We start from the raw sequence: 21,493 nt of genomic DNA, 5'->3' as shown, positions 1-21,493 counted from the left end.
CGTCGGTCACCCTGGAAGCAGACGATGAGGTCACCATGCACATATCGAGCCCGATCAGCCGTTTCGGCGCCGTCGAGATCAGCGATCTCCCCGAGGACCTACGACAGCGCCTCGCCGGACCGGTGGAGAAGTCCGGCTTCACCCCCAACATCTTCCGCGCACTGGGCAGACGCCCCGATGAGCTCCGTGCCTTCCTCGACTATCACGACGCGCTAATGAACTCCGACGAGGGCCTGTCCAGGGCCGAGCGCGAGTTGGTCGTCGTGGCGACCTCGGGGAGGAATGACTGTGTCTACTGCGTGGTCGCACACGGCGCGATCCTGCGGGTGCGCAGCGGCGATCCACAGCTCGCCGAGCACGTCGCCACCAACCCGCACTCCTGTGGCCTCGACCCGCGCTGGCGGGCGATCGTCGATCTCGCCCTGCTCGTGGCACAGACCCCCGCCGCCGTGACCGACCAGGCACTCGACGACGCACGCGACGCGGGCCTCACCGACGACGAGATCTGGGACATCGGTGCCATCACCGCCTTCTTCGCCGCCTCGAACCGCCTCGCGCACCTGTTCGCGCTGCAGCCGAACGAGGAGTTCTTCACCCTGGGTCGCTGACCCACCACAGGCGTGGTCGACGCGAGAGGCATCGTCATGACCACGTCGGTCGTGAACGCGCTGGTCCCGGTCGTCGCCCTGCTCGGCCTCGGGTGGGTGCTGCGTCGCCGGGCGCCGGACCGGGACGACTTCTGGTCCGGCGCGGAGAACCTCTGCTACGGCGTCCTGCTGCCCGCGCTGTTCTTCCACGGGCTGGCGACCGCACGGCTCGGGGAGCTGCCGGTCTCCGGCCTCGCCGTCGTGCTCCTCGGATCCACCCTGGCCGTCGCGATGCCGTTGGTCGCCCTCGGTCGGCTGCTGGTCCGCGACGGAGCGGCGTTCACCTCCGTGTTCCAGGGCGGCGTCCGCTTCAACAACTACATCGGGGTGACGCTGGCAACCGGGCTGCTCGGTAGCGACGGCGTGGCTTACGCCGCGCTGTGCAACGGCATCCTCGTGCCCACCGTCAACGTGCTGTCCGTGCTGGTCTTCGCCCGCTGCGGGGGCGAACCACTCTCGGCGCGCGCGACCCTGCGCCAAGTCGCGACGAACCCCCTGATCTTCGCGTGCGTCGCGGGCGTCGCGGTCCACGTGTCCGGAGCCGCCCTTCCCGCGGGCGTCGCCGCCACCGCACAGGCGCTCGGGGCCGCCTCCATGCCGCTGGGCCTGATGTGCGTCGGCGCTGCGCTACGACGGTTCACCGCGCGGCGCACGTGGACCGTTCCCGTCGCGGTCGCCTCGACGACGAAGTTCGTCGCGCTGCCCGCTGCCGGGCTGCTCCTGGCGCCGTGGGCGGGCCTCGAGTCCGACGGGCTGCTAGCCGCGATGCTGTTCCTGACGCTTCCCACCGCGTCGTCCTCGTACCTGCTCGCCCGGCGGCTCGGAGGGGACGCGCCGCTGATGGCCGCCATCATCGCCATGCAGACAGTCGGCGGTCTGGCGACAGTACCGGCTGTCCTAGCCGTCACCCTTGCGGTGTAGGGATGGGAAGGATTGGGCTAGGTCAGCTGCGAGGGCAGCCCTTCGGCCGGTGCCGATCTGGTCGTTGTCATAGCGTTCACGAAGTGCTCGCTTCCGGTGCGGCCACGGCCGTCGGACCGACCGCGATCGACAGAGTTGGTGGGACCTGTCGACGTCGAACAGGGCGTCGTGGTCGGGAGGGGCGCGGATCGGGACCGAATGTCCGTCTCCGTGGCGGCGTGTCCCAGCCTGCTGGGCTTGCTCCTGTGCTCGGCGTTGCTCGGCCAGGGCCACGTGCAGCTGGTGTGCGGTGGCGATGTGGTCCGGGTCGGTGAACACGGTGTTTGGCCGGACCGCGTTCGAGCTCGGCAACCGATGCTCTTTCACAGAGCACCAGAATCGAGCCCTCGATGCCGTGAGCTCGACGAGCCGGCCGATCGCCCGTCGGTCGACGGCGTGATCGCAGGTGCCGACGCGCACGTAATGGTTGTGGCCAGGCAGACCAAGTGGGTCAGTCCAACCGCTGGAGCGATCGGCGGCAGTGGGGTCATGCCTGCCGGTCGCGGCCACCGGCACGTGGGTGGGTGTGCCCTGCGACCGCGCCGACACGGACCTCAGCTGTGCCGGGTCACCGTAATCCCCGCGGCCTCCCTGTCCCAGACGGCGGCCTCGGCTCCGATGTCGCGAAGCTGGTTCTTCTGCACCTTCATCGTCGGGGTCTTCGGAAGCTCCGGGATGAACTGGAGGAAGCGCGGGACCATGAAGTAAGGCAGTCGGTCGACGAGGAATTGCGTCAGTCCCACCGGGTCCGGGATGGCGCCGGCTCGCAGTACGATCACCGCCTTCACCTCGTCCTCGTTGAACTCCGGCGACGGGACGCCGACGACCGCACTCTCGTAGACGTCGGGGAACTGGTTGATCGCAGCCTCCACCTCGAAGCTCGAGATATTCTCACCGCGCCGGCGCAGCGCGTCCTTGATCCTGTCGACGAACCGGTAGTGTCCGTTGGTCGCGCGGATGAAGGCGTCACCTGTGTGCACCCAGCCAGCCCTTAGCGTCTCGGCCGTCTTCTCCGGCAGGTTGTGGTAGGCAACCATGACGGTGTGCGGCACGTGCGGCCGGACGAGGAGTTCGCCGGTCGTGCCATCGGGGACGTCCTGTCCCGCGTTGTCCACGAGTCTCAGGTCGTAGTTGCCCCGGGCCCGCCCCGCTTCGCCGGGAACCACCTCATCGGGCTCGGAGACCATCACACAGCCGGTCTCGGTCATCCCGTATACCGCCACCACCTCGACACCGAACCGCGTCCGGAAAGAGTCGAGGTCACTGGCCAATGGGGCCATGATCGCCAGTTCCAGGGGGTTGTCGGCGTCGTCCGGCCGAGGCGCCTGCTGCTGAAGCAGCTCGGAGATGGCCCCGAGCATCGTCGCCACCGTGATCCGCTCCCGGCGCACCAGGGGCCAGAAACCACGAACGGAGAAGCCCGGGGCGACGTAGACGAATGCTTGTGCGACAAGGGCCTGGTAGATCCCGAAGCCCTGGGCGGCGAAGTGGAACGTAGGCAGCACGACGAGGATCCGGTCACGGTCATGCGGACGTGCGGAATCCTCGCGCGAGCCGTAGGTGTAGCCGTGCGCCTGGGTGACCTCGACGCCCTTGGACAAACCCGTGGTGCCAGAGGTGTACATGTAGGCCATCACCTCGTCGGGCCGCACGTCCACGCGGGGCGCCGGCGCCCCGGCGGACAGCTCCTCGAACCGCAGCACCCGCAGCCGGGATGTCGTCAGTGCGGCGCCGTCACCACCGCGCACCACGACGGTATCGAGGTGCAGCAGGTCCGGCAGGACCCGGGCGACACGTTCGCAGTAGCGCTCCTCGAGAACCAGGACCCGGACGCCGGAGTCATTGAGGATGTGGGTGAGGAACGCGCCCTTGTAGGCGGTGTTGATCGGCACCTCGATCGCGCCCGTCAGGTTGAGACCGAACCACAGATGCACTGCGTCGAGATGGTTGTCGAGCATGAACGCGAGCGGATCGCCCCGCCCCACACCGAGCCGGCTGGTACCGCCGGCCAGCAGCAGCGAGCGGTCGTGGACCTGGGCGAAGGTGTAACGACCAGCCTCATCGGCCTGGGCCTCGTCATCGGGACGGACGGCGAGCACACGGTCGAAAGCCGCACCGAGCGTGCGCTCGTGAAGTGGGGGAATGCCGGTCACGGGTTCTCCTCTTCTCGCGCGCCCTCGGACCACCGCGGGCGGCGTCGTTGCACGAAGGCCGTGGTCCCCTCGGCGGCGTCCGCGCTGGCCAGGATGGTGGCCACTGCGGCGTCGTTGCACCGCCACAGTGCGTCTTGGTCCTCGTCGCCGTCCGTGCTGAGGCCGAGCAGCCGTTTGGACGTCGTCACGGCGAGCGGGGCATTCTCGGCGATCTCCGCGGCCAGAGCGAGAGCGGTGTCCACCACCTCCTCGCGAGGGACGACGCGGTTCACCAGGCCGAGGCGGTACGCCTCCGACGCCGGCAGGGACGCCGCGGTGAGAACGATCTCGGCAGCGACCTTCGGAGGGAGCTGGCGGCCCAGCCGCAGCAGCCCGCCCGCACCGGCGATGAGGCCCCGGCGCGGCTCGGGCAGCCCCAGAACTGCGTCGTCGGCCATGACGACGAGGTCGCACGCCAGCGCCAGCTCCGTGCCTCCACCCAGCGCCGGGCCGTTAACCGCGGCGATGAGCGGGGACGCAACGGTACGGCGGGTGAGTCCGCCCAGTCCCCACTCCGGGTGCTCGGGGTCATCCAGGGCGCGGCCGGCGAGCACCTCCTTGAGATCCGCGCCGGCGCAGAACGCAGTTCCAGTGCCGGTGAGCACGCCGACACGCAAGCCGGGATCCTCGTCGAGAGTGGTCAAGGCGGCACCGATTCCCGCGGACACGTCTGCGTCGATGGCGTTGCGGGACTCCGGGCGGTTGAGGGTGATCAGCAGCGTCGCGCCCCGACGCTCCACGAGGACCGGGTTCACGGCAGCACCTCCCGGGTCCGGCCCACGACGGCCGCGACGTGGTCGAGTGCCCGCAGTGGATCCAGAGCCGCCGGGGTGAGCACGAACGCGTCGGCGCCGGCAACATGCAGCACCGTGAGTGCGGTCGCCACCGCGTCCGGGGAGCCGTCGAGCAGGTGGCGGGCCACGGCCGGGGCGGCCGCGGCTCCGTAGGTACGCGCGAGGAACTGCTCGCCCTCGGTCCGGTCCTCGGCGGTCGCGCCGGGCGCGACGAACACGTCAAGCACTACCCGCGGGCGACGTGCGCCCACCGCCAGCTCGTCGAGGCGCTCGCGTGCACGGCGCACGCGGTCCGCGCTCGCCCAAATCGCGAGCCAATCCGCGTCGTGGCGCACGGTGCGGCGCAGGGCGGCGTCGCTGCGCCCACCGATGAGCAGGCGCGGCGCGGCGACGGCCGGGGTCAGGGCGGGCACCGAGCGGTCGTAGGGCGGAGGCAGGTCGACGGGGCGGCCGGCCAACAAGTCGGGCAGGGCGTCGAGCAGGACATCGGTGCGGCGACCGCGTTCGGTGGTCGGGACGCCTGCCGCAGCCCACTCGGCCGGATTCTCGCCGCCGACCCCGATGCCGAGCTGCAGGCGACCGCCGGAGAGGATCTGGAGGGTTGCGAGCTGCTTGGCCAGTGCGACCGGCTCGCGCAGCGCCGCCAGCAGCACCGCGAGACCCACCCGGGTACGGGTGGTGGACGCAGCGACCGCTCCCAGGGTGACGAGGGAATCGAGCATTGGCGCGTGAAAGGACAGGTGATCGCCGATCCAGACCGCGTCGAGACCCGCCGCGTCCGCCCGGGTCGCCGTGTCGACCACGGGAAACGCACCCGTGCCGAACGGATCCGATGTCGGCAGGCGAACTCCGATCTCGACCGGCGAGGTCGGCGCAGAAGTTCGAGCGGGTGGAGGGTCGGTGTCGTTCACTGATCTCCCTGTTCAATGGTGGACGCGCTGCGGTACCCGGGCCGGCGCACCGTGGTCACCGGCCTGTCTCGGTGCCGAGATAGGTCGCAGCGACCAGATCGGAGGCGAGCACTTCGGCCGCAGCTCCCGAGCTCACGATCCGCGACTCCTCCAGCACGAGAACCCGGGTGGCGCACTGGCTGGGGATGAGCAGGTTCTGCTCCACGACCAGCAGGGCCGTGGTCTCGGCGATGAGGTCGACCATGTCCGCGATCCGCTCGATGACCAGTGGCGCGAGGCCGTGCGACGGTTCGTCCAGCATCAGCAGCGCGGGTTCGGCGACCAGCGCACGGCCCACAGCCAGCATCTGACGTTCACCGCCCGACAGCGTCCCCGCCGCCTGGTCGCGCCGCTCGGCGAGCCGGGGAAAGAGGTCGAAGACCCGATCGAGGTTCTGCGCATATCGGGACGCGACGGCAGCCGAGACTCGGCCGCCGACCCAGAGATTCTCCTGCACCGTCATGGCCGGGAAGGACTGCTGACCTTCGGGCACCAGCGCCATGCCCGAGGCCGGACGCGACCACGCCGGGCGACCGGTGATGTCCTCCCCCCGAAAGCGGATCGCGCCCGCAGCCGGAGCTATCAGTCCGGCGAGGCAGTTCAGCAGCGTACTCTTCCCCGCCCCGTTGGTGCCCAGCACGGCGACGACCTCGCTGCCGCCGACGGAGAACGAGACGTCGCGCAGCACGTCGCGATCGCCGTAGCCAACCCACAGACCCTCAACTTCCAGCATCGCCGGACCTCCGTCCCAGGTACGCGCCCCTGACCCGCTCATCGGCCTGGACCACCGCCGGAGTGTCATCGGCGATGACCCGGCCGCCCTCCAGCACGACGACGCGGTCGACGGCGCCCATCACGAAGCGCATGTTGTGATCGACCAGCAGCACGGCCACTCCCCCCGCGCATATTCCGCGGATGGCAGCTCCCAGGGCGTCCAGGTCCCGGCCGGTGAGACCGGCACCGGGCTCGTCGAGCAGAAGCACTTCGGGCGCGGTGGCGAGAGCCAGGGCGACACCGAGTCGCCGGGCCTCGCCGAAGGGCAGTTCGGCGGCGAGCGTGTGGTGTCGATGGTCCAGGTCGAGTGAGTCGAGGATCTCGGCGGGATCGACGGACCGGCGTGCGTGCAGCGCAGCGATCCGTACGTTCTCCAGGACGCTGAACTCGCGGAAGACCCGCGTTGCCTGGAATGTGCGGGCCACACCGAGCCGGGTCGCGGCCCCCAGCCGCCACTGTCTCGGCGGACTGCCCCGCCACAGCACGCGCCCGGCGGTCGGTGCCGCCATGCCGGACAGCACGTTGATGAGTGTGCTCTTGCCGGCGCCGTTCGGTCCGATCAACCCGACCGAGGCGCCCGCGGGCACCTGCAGCGAAACCCCGCTGAGCGCCGTCAGGCCCCCGAAGCGGACCTCAACGTCCTCAGCGGCCAGCAGCGGCGCGGCGATCGTTGTCGTGGTGCTCACGAGTTCTCCCCTCGACGCAGCCGCCGGCGGACCGCCGCCAGACCTGTCGTGACAAGGCCGACGATCCCGCGCGGGGCGACCATGACGACGGCGAGCAGCAACACTCCGTAGACGAGCACGGAGTAGTGCTCGGCATCGCGCAGCATCTCCGGTAGCCCGGCGACCACGGCGGCGCCCACGATCGGTCCGGCGACCGTGCCCAGACCGCCGATCATGATCATGGCGATAGGTTCGAAGGCGGCGTGGGCGAAAGTGAACGATTCTGGACTGACGAAGCCGATCCAGTGGGCGTAGAGCACCCCGGACAGGGTGATGAGCACGCTGGACAGGACGAACACCGCCTGCTTCTGCCGCACGACGTCGACACCGACGGAAGCGGCGAGCACGTCGTCCTCGCGGATGGCCTTCCAGGACTCGCCTACACGGCGTCGCATGAGCACGGACAGTCCCAGCACGAGCACGGCCAGGAACCCGACCGCCGCGACCAGGTAGTCGTCTGCGGATTCGATCGCGACCGGTCCCAGGGTGAGCGCGCCCGGGAGACCACCGTCGGCCAGCGGACCGCCGGTGGACATCCCGCCCGCTCCACCGGTGACCGACGACCAATTGACGATCACGCCGTGGGCGACGAGCGAGATCCCGGCTGTGAGCAGCGCGAAGTACAGCCCCCGGGCCCGGAAGATAACCAGCGCGATGAGCAGGGCGAGCAACGCGGCCACGACCGCTGCGACAGCGATCGTCAGCAGTCCCGGCCAGCCCCAGAATCCGGTCGCGCGGGCTCCGATGTAGGCGCCCAGCGCGAGGAACGCCCCGCTCGCCAGGCTCAGCTGGCCGGCGTAGCCGACAACGAGGTGCAAGCTCACCGCGACACACGCCCAGATGCTGATCTCGGTGATCAGGTGAACGGTCGAGTTCCGCAACTCTGGCGCGACCATCGCGGCCACCGCAGGAACGGCGACGGTGAGGGCGATACGTAGCCACAACGGCATCCCCGGGCGGGCCCGGGCCGCCACGGCAGACGGCGTGGCACGTCCCGCTTCCGCGGCGGGGACGGCGGGGCGTGATCCGGTCTTCGCGTCTCCCGTGCTCACAGTCGAGCCCTTTCTGCCGAAGCCTGCCGGATGGCGCCCTCCGGACGCCACACGAGGAATGCGACGAGGGCGACGAAGACGACCGCCAGCCGCAAGGCGTTGGACACGTAGCCCGCGGTCAGTGTCTCCACGATCGCGACGGTCAGGCCGCCCGTCACCGCAGCGGACAGCCGACCGCCTGCGCCCATTACGACCAGGACGACGAAGGCGACGAGCATCGGATGGAACCCCATGTAGGGGTTCATCGGACCGGCAGCAGCGAGCAACCCGCCCGCGAGCCCTGCCAGCGCCGACCCGATGGCAAAGGTCAGCGTGCCCACCCGGGCCACCCGGACCCCGGACAGCTCGGCCAGCGGCCGGTTCTGCGCCAGTGCCCGCAGCTGCTTGCCGAATGCCGACCGGTACACCAGCCACGCGGTGCCCGCCGCGGCCACGAGCACGACAGCGACCACGAGGAGCCGGTAGTTCGAGATCAGCACGGGCCCCAACGCGGTCACCCCCTCCACGGGGGGTGGCACGGTCACCGGACTTGTGCCCCAGATCAGGGCGATGACCTGCTGGAGCACGATGCCCAGCGCCAGTGACGCGATGAGCACCGGAAAGAGGCCGACCCCCTGCAGCCGGCGGAAGACCAGCCGCTCGAGGACCACACCGAGCCCGGCCGTGATCGTGATCGCGAGAATCAGACCGACCACGAAGGGCAGCCCGATCTGGACCGAGAAGAGGAACTGTATGTACGCCCCGGCCGCGAACATCTCGCCGTGGGCGAAGTTGGGGATGTCGAGCACGCTGAAGATCAGGAACAGGCCCAGTGCCACGAGGACATAGGCGCCGCCGAGCACCAGTGCGTTCGTGATCTGCTGCAGTAGTACGTCCATCGTCGGTCGCCTCCGTGGCGTACGGGGATCAGGACGAGGGACCGGCCGGGACAGCGACCCAGCCCGTGCCCTGCTCCCAGCTCGCGACGGCCGCCTGCAGACCGACCTCGCGTTCGCGGAAGAGGCGGCCGTCATCGAAGGGCCGGTAGTCGTTGAGCGTGCGTCCCTCGAGCTCGCTCGCCTGCAGGTCGGTCATGGCCGCCTGCACCGCCTCCGGGGTCGTGTCCTCGGAGCGCGAGAGCGCCGCGAGCACGATCGTGGCGAGGTCGTGGCCTTGTGCGGTGTAGGTGCCCGCCCGGTCTCCTACGGACTCTGCGACCTCCTCCGCGAGGGGATCCCCATCGGCGAGGAAGGTGTCGAGACTGAACAGCGGAGCGGCTTGGTAGACGCCATCCATCAGCGACAGGTCGGGCACCAGGCTCTCCACGTTGTCGTTGGTGAGCCCGGCGTTCCACATCACCGGCATCCGGCCGCCGAGCTCGCGGGTCTGCTGCAGCAGCAGCGCGGCTTCCGCGGGATAAGCCCGCTGGAGGTACAGGTCAGCGTCGGCCGCGATGACCTCGGTGACCGGCGCGCGGAAGTCGGTGTCGCCGGACTGGTACTGCTGGTTGGCGACGATCTCGCGGCCGAGACCCTCGATGCCCTCGACGAGACCGTCGGTCGCGGCGACCAGCCCGGTGTGGTTCTGGTCGGTGATGATCGCGATGCGCTGGAACTCCGGGTGTTCGGCGAGCCATCCGACCGTCGCATCGGTGTAGGCCCCGATCCGCGGCATGGTGCGGAAGACGTTGGGCAGCTGGGTCGGCCCGTCGACAGCCACCGAAATGGCCCAGAACGCCTCTGAGCGAGCCATGGTCGGCTGCACGGCGGACGCCGCCCCGGAGCAGATCGGACCGATAAAGATCTCGTAGTCCTCATCGAGTGCGCTCTGCGCGGCGGACTGACTCGCCTCCGGCTTGCACTGGTCGTCGAACACGCGGAACTCGATCGGGTGCCGCTCACCGGCAACCTCGACGCCGCCCTCGGCATTCACATCGTCGAACGCGGCCTCGATGCTCGCCACCATCGACGCTCCGTAGGTGTCGGCGGTGGGTCCGGTGAGGGGCATGAGCCCGGCGATCCGGATGACGGATCCTTCGCCGTCGCTGCCCTCGCCGCCGGCGCACCCGGCCGCGGCCAGGGCTGCGACGCCGAGTACCGCCACGATGCGGTGCATCCTCTGCATCTGCTGTCCTTCGCTTCTCTGCGACTGCATCTCGTCGGACGGTTGAGGTGCCGCTCGTCCAGGTGTGGTCCACGTGCTCGACCACAGCGCCCGAACAGCCGCGATCGACCGCCTCGCGACCCCTGGACCCCAGTGTTGAGGCCAGCGTCCCGAGTGATCACTCGGTGGGATGGGGCATATCACAACAGGCGTTGACACAAGTGTCAAGGCTGGTCGGATTCGACGGTGCCGACCTGGCAGATCAGGGAGCTACCGGACCGGGGTGTCGCTGATCCGCACGAGACCGAGGGCGAAGCCGGTGTAGGTGTGGGCCACGTCCTCCGCAGCGATGGGACCACCAGGCCGGAACCAGTTGGACAGACCTGTGCACAGCATCGCGACTGCCCGTGCGGCGTCGCCGGGCGCAGCCGTGGCGAACTCACCCGTCGCGACGCCGGCCCGTATCTCGGTCTCGAGGAGGCTCTGGATACGCCGACGGACCTGGGTCAGGCGCTCGCGGTTCTCCGGCGCGAGACTGCGCCGCTCGGCGACACCGACCCTGGCGAAGTCCAGGCGATGGGTGTTGTACAACGCGAGTGATTCCACCAGCCTGCAGAACCGCGCGGTGGCCGGCTCCGTATCCCCAGGCCCGGCGTCCCGTGCGAGTTCTGCCCGCCGGAACGACTCCGCACCCGCGACGTCGAGGAGCACCACCAGCATCTCCTGCTTGCTCGGGTAGTGGTGGTACAGCCCGGGCACTGACATGTCTGCGGCGGCGGCGATGTCGCGCATCGAGCAGCCGTGGTAACCGCGCTCGGCGAAGACCGCCAGAGCGGCGCGCAGGACGGGGTCCAGGTGCAGCGGCTGGTAGGCGCGCCAGTTCGGCCCGATCCCCGCCAGGACGCGGGCGATGGTATCGGCCCGCTTGCGCAGATGTGCCGCGTCGGGACCGGGCCCCGGCACGGGACGTATCGGCGTCGATGAGATGGACCGGGCCGGGGCCGGGACCAAGTCCCCGACGGCGACATCGAGGGCCTCGGCGATGCGGGCCAGACGTCGCACGCTTAGTCCGGTCTTGCCCGTTTCGACCTGGCTCATCGTCGCCGGGCTGACCCCGAGCCGCTCGGCGAGCGTGCGCAACGAGATCCCGCTGCGCACGCGCGCCTGGCGTATGCGTCGGCCGATCCGAGAGTTGTCGGCGACGTCGGGTCCCGATAGCTCTACGGGGGGCACACCGGGAGGCGCCATCCCGTCACGATAGTCGAGAAGGCACGTCCGGCCCGACGCCGCAACGTCGCGGAGTGTTCAGCAAAACTGAACAGCGATCGGCTTCGCTGGACGGTCTCAGCGGGCCACAACGGCCAGGATCTGGGTGAGCACCTTCCTTGTGTCGGCCGGGTCGATCACGTCGTCCAGTTCGAAGACGGTCGCCACGGACAGGGCCCGGCCGCGGTCGTAGTAGTCGGCGACCAGCTCCTCAAAGCGCTGCCGCCGGGCCACGGGGTTCTCGATCGCCTCGAGCTCCCTCCGGAAGCCCAACCGCACCGCGCCCTCCAGCCCCATGCCGCCGAACTCTCCGGTCGGCCATGCGACGGTCAGGTCGGGCGTGTGCACCGAGCCGCCGGCCATCGCCATCGCCCCCAGCCCGTACGCCTTCCGTAACACGACGGTAACGAGTGGCACAGTGAGGTGCGCACCGGCGACGAAGAACTCGCCGAAGCGGCGTACGGCGCCGTCGCGCTCGGCTTCGGGGCCGACCATGAAGCCGGGTGTGTCGCACAGCGTGACCACGGCCAGTCCGCGGGCCTGACACATGCGCAGGAACCGGGTCGCCTTGTCGGCGGCGTCGCCGTCGATGGCTCCACCGAGGTGGCCCGGATCGTTGGCGAGCACACCGACAGGGCGTCCCCCCAGCCGGGCCAGTGCGGTGACCATCCCTCGGCCGAAGCCGGCGCGCAGCTCCAGAACGGTGTCGGTGTCGAACATCGTTTCCAGCACCGGACGCACCGCGTAGGCGCGCACCCGATTCTCTGGCACCATGTGGCGCAGGAGCCGCTGGTCGGCGGCCGGTCCGGGATCGTGCGGCCCGGTGAAGTAGGACAAGTAGGAGCGCGCCGCAGCCACCGCAGCAGCGTCGTCAGGCACGAGCAGGTCGACCACTCCGTTGGCGGTCTGCACCGCCATCGGTCCCACCTCGTTTGGCGCGACCACCCCCAGTCCGCCACCCTCGATCATCGCCGGGCCGCCCATGCCCAGGCTGCTGCCCTCCGTGCCGATGATGACGTCGCAGACCCCGGCCAGCGCCGCGTTGCCGGCGAAACAGTATCCGGATACGACAGCGAGAGTGGGTACCCGGCCGGCCAACCGCGCGGCGGTCCGGAAGGTCGGTACGTCGAGCTGGGCGACCGCGGATGTGTCGGTGTCACCCGGCCGCCCGCCGCCGCCCTCGGCGAACACGACCAGCGGCAGTCGGCGCTCGTCGGCGATGGCGAGCAAGCGGTCCGTCTTGCGGTGGTTGTGCACGCCCTGTGTGCCGGCGAGCACGGTGTAGTCGTATGCCATCACCGCGACCGGGGCGCCTCCGACCGTGGCCGTCGCGGTGATCAGACCGTCGGCCGGGGTGCGGTGGATCAGGTCGGCGAGCTCGCGCCGCCGCCGCTGGGCGGCGATGGTCAGAGCTCCGTATTCCACCAGGCTGCCCGGGTCGACCAGGCCCGACACGTTCTCCCGGGCCGTGTTGCGCCGCGCTTCCCGCCGCCGCTCGACGGCGCAGGCGCGCCCTTCGTCCCGCACCGCGCCGCGCCGCTCGAGCACCTCGGCGAGATCGGTGCGGATGTGGTCGGGATCGGCGCCTGCGCCGGGAGGGTTCTCGTCCGGCGCCCCCGTGCCGGACAACACGGCTAGCACCACCCCCTGCTCCACCGTGTCACCCACCGCAACCCGCACCTGCTCAACCCGGCCACCGCCAGGAACGATCACGGCGTGGTGCATCTTCATCGCCTCGAGCACCATCAGCTCGGCGCCCGCGGGCAGGTCGTCCCCCGGCTCGGCCATGACCGCGACGACGACTCCGGCCTGGGGCGCGGCGACCGCGCTCGCCCCCTCCATGACCGGTTCGTCCGCCACGGCCGCATCGGCATCGGCCAACGTCGCGTCCGACGGTGCGACGCGGCGGATCACGTGGTACGGCACGGCATTCGCCAGCCGGTCGAGATGGGCGTCGACATACCCGATGTCCAGCACTGCGGAGTCGGCGAGGTCGGTCAGCAGCGCCTGGAGCGGGCCGATCGTCGTCGGGACGCCATCGATGTCGAACGCAGCCAGCGCACGTTGCGCGCGCGCCGTCGCCTCACCGAGGTCCGCTCCCGTCACGACGACCTTGGCGAGAAGGGAATCGTAGCGGGGCCCGATCCGGTACCCAGGATAGCCGGCAGTGTCGACGCGGACCCCCCGCCCCGCGGGCAGCGCGAACCGGTGCAGGATCCCGGCGCCCGGCTCGACGCTCCCGTCCGGTCGCAGCAACTCGGCGTTCACCCGCACCTGGACAGCGACGCCCCGATCGGCAGGTGGCGCAACCACGCCCAGCTCGGCCAGCGTCGCTCCCCCGGCGACGTCGAGTGCCAGCCCGACCAGGTCCAGCCCAGTGACCTCCTCAGTGACTGTGTGCTCGACCTGCAGCCGGGGGTTCACCTCGAGAAAGGCAAACGCATCGCTGCCGACGAGGAACTCGACCGTCGCCAACCCGCGATAGGGAACCGCTGCGACCAACCGGGCTGCGGCGGCGTGCAACTGCGAGCGCAGCGGCGCGCTGAGGCCGGGTGCCGGTGCGATCTCCACCAGCTTTTGGCGGCGACGCTGCAGTGAGCAGTCCCGGTCACCCAGCACCACAGGGGTCCCGCTGCCGTCCGCCAGTACCTGAACCTCGACGTGCCGCGCAGGACTGAGCAGCTGTTCGACGTAGAGCGCTCCGTCACCGAAAGCGGCTTCTGCCTCGGCCGAACACCTGCGCATCGCCTCGGGCAGATCGTCCGCCTCCCTAACCGGCCGCGTTCCTCGCCCGCCGCCACCCGCCACCGCCTTGACCATCACCGCACCGGTGGGCCCCAACCCAGCGAGGAACATCTGCGCCGTGCGTAACCCGGTCGGCGCGGCCGTGCCCTCCAGCACCGGGATTCCGAGCGTCCGGGCCCGGTCGCGGGCGGCGGTCTTGTCCCCGAACAGTTGCAGAGCCTCGCGGGAGGGCCCGACGAAGTGCACATGCGCCGCGGCGCACGCCGCGGCCAGCGCGGCGCTCTCGGCGAGGAATCCATAGCCGGGGTGGAGCAGGTCACTTGCGGTGGAGCGGGCCGCTTCCACCACGGCGGCGACATCGAGGTAGGCGGCCGGCCCTGCGCCGGGAAGCAACACGGCCTCGTCGGCGGCGGCGACGTGCGCGCTGTCTGCATCGTCGGCCGGGTACACCGCGATCGTGCGAAGCCCACGCAGGGACGCCGTGGCGAGGATGCGGACAGCGATCTCTCCACGGTTGGCGACGAGCAGTGTGGTCATCGGTTCTCCTCCGGCAGCCCGACGAGGCGCAGGTAGACCGCGACGAGCTCGTCGGCGAGCCGGTCGAGGTCACTCGCCCGGCCGCTGAGGTGCACGAGGGCGGCCGCGACCGTCTCGGCCACCGTCGAGGGGGGCGCGGCGGGCCGGGCACCGTGCTCGCGGCGCAGCATCTCGATGAAGCCCGCGTTGACCCGCGACGGCGCCGCCTGCACTTCGTCCCACAGCAGGGCCACATCGGGATCGGTGAGGGCCTGATGCTGCATGACGGTGATGAAGCGGGCGTGGCGGGCGTACACGCGCACCGCGGCGCGGATCGCGATATCCACCACGGTGCGCGGGTCACCGGAACGGCCCGCGGCGCGCTGTACCTCGGCAAGTTCGTCGCGCACGCGCTCCGTCAGCGCTCGGAAGACCTCCTCACGCGACGAGAAGTACACGTAGAACGTGGCCCGCGAGACGCCGGCACGTTCGGCGATGCCGGCGATAGAGGACTGCTTATAGCCCTGCTCGGCGAACGAAGCGGCGGCCGCGTCGAGCACCGCGGCATGGGTGGCGCTGTCGGACCGGTCGTGGGCCGTACGTGTGCTCCATGGCTGCCTGCCAGCGGCGTTCATGAGCCGATCCCTTCGTAGCATTGCTGTCCGACCGGGATTGACACTACTGTCAATCCGTCTCGGAGAGGAGTCCCTGTGGTCATGACGCCGGTCGACGAGCTGCGAAGGCGGCGCGCCGCAGCTCTTGACGACGCGCGCGCCGACGCGATCGCCCGCCAGCACGCGCTGGGCAAGGATTCGGCGCGCGAACGCATCACGCATTTGCTGGACGAGGGTACGTTCCGCGAGTTCGGCGGCCTGGTCGACGCGGTGCGCAGCGCACCGGGCGAGGAGCAGCTGCACGCGCCGGCCGATGGTGTTGTCACCGGCACCGGACAGGTAGACGGGCGCCCGGTGGTGGTCATGTCGTTCGACTTCACCGTCTACGGCGGAAGCAACGGCACTATCGGCGGTCTCAAGGTCGCTCGCTGCTGCGAGCGCGCCATGCGCGACGGAACCCCGCTGGTGATGCTGCTCGACGGCGGAGGCCACCGGATCCAGGAAGGGCTCGACAGCCATCACTTCGCCCACGGTTTCACTGTGTTCCAGCAGATGGTGGAATTGTCCGGGTTTGTCCCCGTGGTTGCGGCCATGCTCGGCCCGGGCTTCGCCGGCCCGTCGAACTTCGCGGCACTTGCCGACTTCGTTGTGATGGTTCGCGGGACCGCGACTATGGGGATCGCAGGACCTGCCTTGGTCCGAGCGGCCACTGGTGAGCGCATTTCCTCCGAGGAGCTCGGCGGCGCCGATGTGCAGGCCCGCTTGGGTGTTGCGGACCTGGCCGTGGACACCGAGGCGGAGGCGCTCGACTCGCTGCGTGTGTATCTGGGATTCCTGCCCTCGCGGGCGGACCAGGAGCTGCCGTTGGACGAGCCGCGCGCCCCCGTGACCGACCCCGGTGGCGTGATGCCCGAGGGCGCCGCGACCGCCTACGACGTGCGCGACGTGGTGGGCGCACTGGCCGACGCGGACACCGTGTTCGAACTCAGGGCCGAGCACGCGCCCAACGTGGTCACCGCGTTGGTGCGGTTGGACGGCCGTCCCGTCGGCGTGGTGGCGAATCAGCCCCTGCACCTGGGCGGGTCGCTCGACAGCCCGGCGTGCGAGAAGGCCGCACACTTCGTGTCGGTCTGCGACGCGTTCGGCGTCCCCCTGTTGTTCCTGATCGACGTTCCCGGCTTTCTCGTGGGCTCCGAATCGGCCCGTACCCAGCTTGCCCGGCGCAGCGGACGGCTGCTGTTCGAGCTGGGTCAGGCCACCGTGCCCCGGTTCAGCGTGGTTCTGCGCAAGGGCTACGGCGCCGCCTACATCGCGATGTGCGGCGGCCGGAGCTTCTCCGCCGACCTGGCTTTGGCCTGGCCGACCGCGGAGATCTGCGCGATGTCGGTGGACGGCGCGGTCGACGTGGCCTACCGACGCGACATCGCGGCGGCCCCTGACCCGGCAGCCCGGCGCGCGGAGCTGGTGAGCGGGTTCCGGCAGCGGGTGGATCCAATCCTCGCCGCACAGGGATTCGGTGTCGACGATGTCGTCGAGCCGGCCGAGACTCGGTCCGCGCTGATCGACGCGCTGTCCCGCGCCCCGCAGCGGCGGACCGCGGCGGCCGTGACCAAGCGGCACGGGATCTCCCCGATCTGAGGAGCGACGGAATGCTCACGAAACTACTCGTCGCTAACCGCGGCGAGATCGCAGTCCGGGTACTGCGGGCTTGCGCGGAGCAGGGCATCGAGAGCGTCGCCGTGCACACAGCACCGGACGCGGGCGCGATGCACGTTCGCCTGGCCGACGAGGCCGTGCCCGTGGCCGACTACCTCGACCGCGATGCCCTCCTCGATGCGGCGTTGCGCTTCGGAGCCGATGCGGTGCATCCGGGGTACGGATTTCTCGCGGAGGACGCGGCGTTCGCCCGGGCCGTCGGTGCTGCCGGGCTGGTCTTCGTGGGGCCACCCGCGGAGGCCGTCGCCGCGATGGGCGACAAGGTGGTGGCGCGGGAGCTGGCGAGCGCGGCGGGCGTCCCCGTGCTGCCGGCAGTGACGACGTCCGACCCCGAGGCCGTGCGCGCGCTGGGTGCCGAGCACGGCTGGCCGGTCCTGATCAAGGCCGCTCATGGCGGCGGTGGGCGCGGCATGCGTCTCGCTCGCGGCCAGGCCGAGGTAGGGACCGCGCTGACCGCAGCCACGGCCGAGGCCCGGTCCGCGTTCGGCGACGGTACGGTCTACGCCGAGCGATACCTGGCAGGACCCCGCCACGTCGAGGTGCAGGTGCTCGCCGACGCCCACGGCACGGTCGCGGTACTGGGCGATCGCGATTGCTCGGTGCAGCGGCGGCACCAGAAGCTCGTGGAGGAGGCCCCGGCGCCGGACCTCGCGGACGGCATGCGCGCCGCGATGGCGGCCGCCGCCTGCCGATTGGCCGGTGCGGTCGGCTACCGCGGGGCGGGGACGGTGGAGTTCCTCGTGGAGGGTGACAGCTTCTACTTCCTGGAGATGAACACCCGGATCCAGGTCGAGCACCCCGTGACCGAGCTGGTATTCGGTGTCGATCTCGTGCACGAGCAACTCCGGATCGCTGCGGGTGCGCGGCTGGGACCGCTGCCGTCGCTCCCGAGAGGACACGCCGTCGAGTGCCGGATCGTGGCCGAGGATCCGAGCAACGGATTCCTGCCAGTCGCTGGACAGGTGCGTGAACTGACGGTCCCCTGGGCCCCGGGGATCCGCTTCGACACCGGTTATGAGCCCGGCGACACCGTTCCACCGCAGTACGATGGCTTGATCGCGAAGTTGGTGGCCTGGGGCCCGAGCCGCTCGGCCGCGCTGCACCGCGCCCGCACCGCGCTGGCGGCCGTGGTCGTCACCGGAGTGCCGACCACCGCTCCCGCGGCCGCAGCAGTCCTCGCCCACCCGGGCTTCACCAGCGGTCCGGTAACGACCGGCTGGTTCGAGGACGTCGTGGCCCCGACCCTGGCAGAAGAACCGGAACCTGCCGGAGCGGCCCGCGAGGCCGGCGGGGCGTGGATCGCGGGACGCTTCCACCGTGTCCCGCAGCAGCCACGCCCCGGCGTAGAGCCAGGCAGGCTCCGGGATCCAGCGCCCCAGCGTGGCGCACGGTCCGGCCCCGGCCGCGGCCGCGCCGCCCCTCGCACGGCAGGCACCGGTGACGGGCGGCTGATATCGAGCGCGATGCAGGGGGTTGTCAGCGGGATCGAGGTTGCAGTCGGCGAGCGCGTCACCGCCGGCCGGATCGTCGCAAGGGTGGAGGCGATGAAACTGGAGAACCCCGTACACGCCGCGACCGAGGGCGTGGTTGAAGCGGTGTGTGTCCGGCTCGGGCAGGCGGTCGCTGCGGGTGAGATCCTGCTCGTCCTCGCTGCGGCCACGGTCGACGGGACGGCGTCGTGACGGGCCCGCTCACCGGAGTCCGTGTGCTGGAGCTGGGCGGGATCGGGCCCGGCCCGCACGCCGCGATGCTGCTCGGCGACCTCGGGGCGGACGTGCTGCGTGTCGAGCGTCCCACCGGCGGGCTCGACGTGCACCCACCCGGGACGTACGACCAGCTCCTGCGCGGGCGACGGGCGGTCGCTGCCGACCTGAAGGACCCCGCGGATCTCGCCCGGGTCCGCGAACTGGCCGACGGCGCCGATGTCCTCGTCGAAGGCTTCCGACCCGGTGTCGCCGAACGGCTCCGGATCGGGCCGAGTGACTGCCACGCCACCAACCCGGGTCTGGTGTACGCACGCATGACCGGATGGGGTCAGGACGGTCCGCTCGCTGCTGAGGCCGGCCACGACATCAACTACCTCGCGCTCACCGGTGTGCTGCACGCGATCGGTCCGCCGGAAACCCCTGTGGCGCCGCTCAACCTCGTCGGTGACTTCGGTGGCGGCTCGGCCTATCTCGTGATCGGGGTGCTCGCCGCGCTGCTGGAACGGGCGCACAGCGGCCGCGGCCAGATCGTCGACGGAGCCATTGTCGACGGGGTCTCCTCGCTGGCTCAGGTGGTGTGGTCGCTGCGCGGAGCGGGTGGCTGGTCGGACGAGCGCGCAGACAATCTCATCGACGGTGGAGCACCCTTCTACGGCACCTACGTTTGTGCCGATGGGCGGCACATCGCGGTGGCCGCGCTGGAGCCCAGGTTCTACGCGGCGCTGCTGCGCGGGCTGGGACTCGCCGACGCGGAGCTACCTGACCAGCTCGACCGGGTCGGCTGGCCCGTTCTGCGCGACCGGTTCGCGGCCGTGGTCTCCACCCGCACCCGAGACGAGTGGGCCTCCCGTTTCACCGGGACCGACGCCTGCGTCACCCCGGTCCTCACCTTCGGCGAGGCAACCCGGCATCCGCACCTCGTGGCCCGCGGAACGCTCCCCACTCTCGACGGGGTGGTCCAGGCCGCGCCCGCGCCACGGTTCTCGCGCACCTCCCCACCCGCGCCCGCACCGCCGCCACGGATCTCGCGACCGGTCGCCCGAGCCGGTTGGGACAACCAGGAGGAGACGTCCAGTGCCCAACGCCGAGACCACTCTGCCCGCACTGCTGGCCCGCAAGGCCGCTGAACAACCGGACGCGCCCTACGTGGTCTCCGCCGAGACGGGCGTGGTCTGGACCTACGCCGACGCCGACTCCGATGCCGACCGATGGGCCGCGGCGCTCGCCGGCGCCGGCGTCCGCGAGGGTCAGACCGTACTGATCATGCTCCCGCCGTGCACCGAGGCAGTCGCAGCGTGGATCGGACTGGCCCGCCTGAGGGCCATGGAAGTGCCCATCAACACCGGTTACCTCGGCCAGATGCTGCGGTACGTGATCGAGGACTCCGAGGCCGGCCTCATGGTTGCGCACGCCGAGCACCTCCCGGAGATCGAGAAGGCGACCGCCGGAACGGCCAGGACCCGGACGCTGCAGACGATCGTCGTCGTGGGAGCGGAGGGGGCGCTCCCGCACACGGCGTTCCATCTCGTGCGGGCGGAGGACTTCCTCGCCACGGCCGCCGGGTCCACCGCGGTCGACCCGCCGACCGGACGCGACATCGCCTCGATCATCTATACTTCCGGCACGACCGGGGCCTCGAAGGGCGTGCTCGTCACCTGGCGGCAGGCTGAGCTGACGGCCACCGGCATCATGCCGACGGACTTGTTCGGCTCGACCGACGCGTTCTACTCGCCGTTCTCGATGTTCCACATGAGCGGCAAGTCCCCGTTGTACGCCACAGCGCTGCTCGGCGCCCGGGTGATCATGCGCCGGCGCTTTGACACCGCCCGCTTCTGGGACGACATCCGGACGCACGGAGCAACGACGACGATCTTGCTCGGTGCCATGGCCAACTTCCTATGGCAGCAGCCCGAGCATCCCGACGACGCCGGCTCGCCGCTGCGCGACGCGCTGCTGCTCCCTCTCGTGGGCGACGTCGGGGGTTTCGCCCGCCGCTTCGGGCTGCGGGTGCGCACGACGTTCAACATGACCGAGACCGCCTGCTGCATTCTGTCGGATGTGGGAGACCTGGCGAACGACACCAGTTGCGGCCGCCTGCGCTCCGGCTTTCAGGCCCGCGTCGTCGATGCCGACGACAACGAGCTCGGTCCCGGCGAACTCGGTGAGCTGGTGCTTCGCGCCGACGAACCGTGGACCCTGATGGCCGGGTACTGGCGCAAGCCGGAGGCGACGGCGCAGGCGTGGCGCAACCTGTGGTTTCATACCGGCGACGGGTTCACCCGCGATGCCGACGGCAACTTCTACTTCGTGGACCGAATCAAGGACGCGATCCGGCGACGTGGCGAGAACATCTCCTCGGCCGAAGTCGAGCACGAGGTGAACGCCCATCCCGACGTACTCGAGAGCGCAGCGGTCGCTGTTCCGTCAGAGCACGGCGAAGACGAGATCAAGATCGTTGTCGTGGCTCGGCCGGGAGCCACGCCCACCCCGGAGGAGATCGTCGGGTTCCTCTGTTCCCGGGTGGCGCGGTTCATGGTGCCGCGCTACGTGGAGATCGTCGAATCCCTGCCGAAGACACCGACGCAGAAGGTCCGCAAGGTGGAGCTGCGGGCGGCCGGAATCAGCCCGGCGACGTGGGACCGCGAGGCGGGCCAGCCGCGACGCCGGACACCCGCCACCTCCTGACGGGGACGGGGGGCCGGGCTCCGGGCCCCCGCCACGCGCCGGGTGATCGCAGGCGGTGGGGGCGGGAGC

17 protein-coding genes are annotated in these 21,493 nt (G+C 70.6%); 6 read left to right on the top strand and 11 right to left on the bottom strand.

Annotation, left to right across the window (positions count from 1 at the left end; genetic code table 11):
* The first annotated feature begins 35 nt into the window (after window positions 1–35).
* On the top strand, window positions 36–608 hold the full coding sequence (locus WIS52_RS19545) for a peroxidase-related enzyme (RefSeq protein ID WP_349299744.1): 573 nt from the start codon (window positions 36–38) through the stop codon (window positions 606–608).
* 36 nt (window positions 609–644) lie between these two features.
* A complete protein-coding gene (locus tag WIS52_RS19540; protein ID WP_349299743.1) occupies window positions 645–1,568 on the top strand; it encodes an AEC family transporter in 924 nt (307 codons plus the stop codon).
* A gap of 593 nt (window positions 1,569–2,161) precedes the next feature.
* On the opposite strand, the gene WIS52_RS19535 is transcribed toward WIS52_RS19540, so the two are convergent.
* From WIS52_RS19535 to WIS52_RS19485, 11 genes are all read right to left on the bottom strand, one after another.
* Window positions 2,162–3,760: an AMP-binding protein gene (locus WIS52_RS19535; RefSeq protein WP_349299742.1), complete on the bottom strand. Its 1,599-nt coding sequence runs from the start codon at window positions 3,758–3,760 to the stop codon at window positions 2,162–2,164.
* A complete protein-coding gene (locus tag WIS52_RS19530) occupies window positions 3,757–4,554 on the bottom strand; it encodes a crotonase/enoyl-CoA hydratase family protein (RefSeq protein ID WP_349299741.1) in 798 nt (265 codons plus the stop codon). The genes WIS52_RS19535 and WIS52_RS19530 overlap by 4 nt, the downstream gene beginning before the upstream one ends.
* Complete coding sequence (locus tag WIS52_RS19525) at window positions 4,551–5,504, bottom strand: LLM class flavin-dependent oxidoreductase (RefSeq protein ID WP_349299740.1); 954 nt, start codon at window positions 5,502–5,504, stop codon at window positions 4,551–4,553. Before WIS52_RS19525 ends, WIS52_RS19530 begins: the two co-directional genes overlap by 4 nt.
* A gap of 55 nt (window positions 5,505–5,559) precedes the next feature.
* Window positions 5,560–6,276 carry an ABC transporter ATP-binding protein gene (locus WIS52_RS19520; protein WP_349299739.1) on the bottom strand — a complete coding sequence of 239 codons (717 nt, stop codon included), beginning with the start codon at window positions 6,274–6,276 and terminating at the stop codon, window positions 5,560–5,562.
* Window positions 6,263–7,003 (bottom strand): ABC transporter ATP-binding protein, encoded by a 741-nt coding sequence (locus WIS52_RS19515; protein ID WP_349299738.1) that lies wholly within the window; start codon window positions 7,001–7,003, stop codon window positions 6,263–6,265. Before WIS52_RS19515 ends, WIS52_RS19520 begins: the two co-directional genes overlap by 14 nt.
* Window positions 7,000–7,938 (bottom strand): branched-chain amino acid ABC transporter permease, encoded by a 939-nt coding sequence (locus WIS52_RS19510; protein ID WP_349299737.1) that lies wholly within the window; start codon window positions 7,936–7,938, stop codon window positions 7,000–7,002. Before WIS52_RS19510 ends, WIS52_RS19515 begins: the two co-directional genes overlap by 4 nt.
* Before the next feature lie 152 nt (window positions 7,939–8,090).
* The gene (locus WIS52_RS19505) at window positions 8,091–8,972 is read right to left on the bottom strand and encodes a branched-chain amino acid ABC transporter permease (RefSeq protein ID WP_349299736.1); all 882 of its coding nucleotides are present in this window, start codon (window positions 8,970–8,972) and stop codon (window positions 8,091–8,093) included.
* A 28-nt stretch (window positions 8,973–9,000) separates the two neighbouring features.
* A complete protein-coding gene (locus WIS52_RS19500) occupies window positions 9,001–10,188 on the bottom strand; it encodes an ABC transporter substrate-binding protein (protein ID WP_349299955.1) in 1,188 nt (395 codons plus the stop codon).
* 258 nt (window positions 10,189–10,446) lie between these two features.
* On the bottom strand, window positions 10,447–11,424 hold the full coding sequence (locus tag WIS52_RS19495) for a TetR family transcriptional regulator (RefSeq protein ID WP_349299735.1): 978 nt from the start codon (window positions 11,422–11,424) through the stop codon (window positions 10,447–10,449).
* 96 nt (window positions 11,425–11,520) lie between these two features.
* Complete coding sequence (locus tag WIS52_RS19490) at window positions 11,521–14,724, bottom strand: acetyl-CoA carboxylase family protein (RefSeq protein ID WP_349299734.1); 3,204 nt, start codon at window positions 14,722–14,724, stop codon at window positions 11,521–11,523.
* The gene (locus WIS52_RS19485) at window positions 14,721–15,338 is read right to left on the bottom strand and encodes a TetR/AcrR family transcriptional regulator (protein ID WP_349299733.1); all 618 of its coding nucleotides are present in this window, start codon (window positions 15,336–15,338) and stop codon (window positions 14,721–14,723) included. The genes WIS52_RS19490 and WIS52_RS19485 overlap by 4 nt, the downstream gene beginning before the upstream one ends.
* A gap of 81 nt (window positions 15,339–15,419) precedes the next feature.
* Between WIS52_RS19485 and WIS52_RS19480 the strand changes: the two genes are divergently transcribed.
* Genes WIS52_RS19480 through WIS52_RS19465 form a run of 4 tightly spaced genes read left to right on the top strand, consistent with a single transcriptional unit; the run spans window position 15,420 to window position 21,424 of the window.
* On the top strand, window positions 15,420–16,955 hold the full coding sequence (locus WIS52_RS19480; RefSeq protein WP_349299732.1) for an acyl-CoA carboxylase subunit beta: 1,536 nt from the start codon (window positions 15,420–15,422) through the stop codon (window positions 16,953–16,955).
* 11 nt (window positions 16,956–16,966) lie between these two features.
* Window positions 16,967–18,715 carry an acetyl/propionyl/methylcrotonyl-CoA carboxylase subunit alpha gene (locus WIS52_RS19475; RefSeq protein WP_349299731.1) on the top strand — a complete coding sequence of 583 codons (1,749 nt, stop codon included), beginning with the start codon at window positions 16,967–16,969 and terminating at the stop codon, window positions 18,713–18,715.
* Window positions 18,712–19,866 (top strand): CaiB/BaiF CoA transferase family protein, encoded by a 1,155-nt coding sequence (locus WIS52_RS19470; RefSeq protein ID WP_349299730.1) that lies wholly within the window; start codon window positions 18,712–18,714, stop codon window positions 19,864–19,866. The genes WIS52_RS19475 and WIS52_RS19470 overlap by 4 nt, the downstream gene beginning before the upstream one ends.
* The gene (locus tag WIS52_RS19465; RefSeq protein WP_349299729.1) at window positions 19,814–21,424 is read left to right on the top strand and encodes an AMP-binding protein; all 1,611 of its coding nucleotides are present in this window, start codon (window positions 19,814–19,816) and stop codon (window positions 21,422–21,424) included. Before WIS52_RS19470 ends, WIS52_RS19465 begins: the two co-directional genes overlap by 53 nt.
* The last annotated feature ends 69 nt before the right edge of the window (window positions 21,425–21,493 follow it).

The organism is Pseudonocardia nematodicida, from assembly GCF_040105385.1.
GTDB classification, from domain to species: domain Bacteria; phylum Actinomycetota; class Actinomycetes; order Mycobacteriales; family Pseudonocardiaceae; genus Pseudonocardia; species Pseudonocardia nematodicida.
The sequence above is the reverse complement of the archived record's forward strand: the minus strand, read 5'-3'. Positions and strand labels throughout refer to the sequence as shown.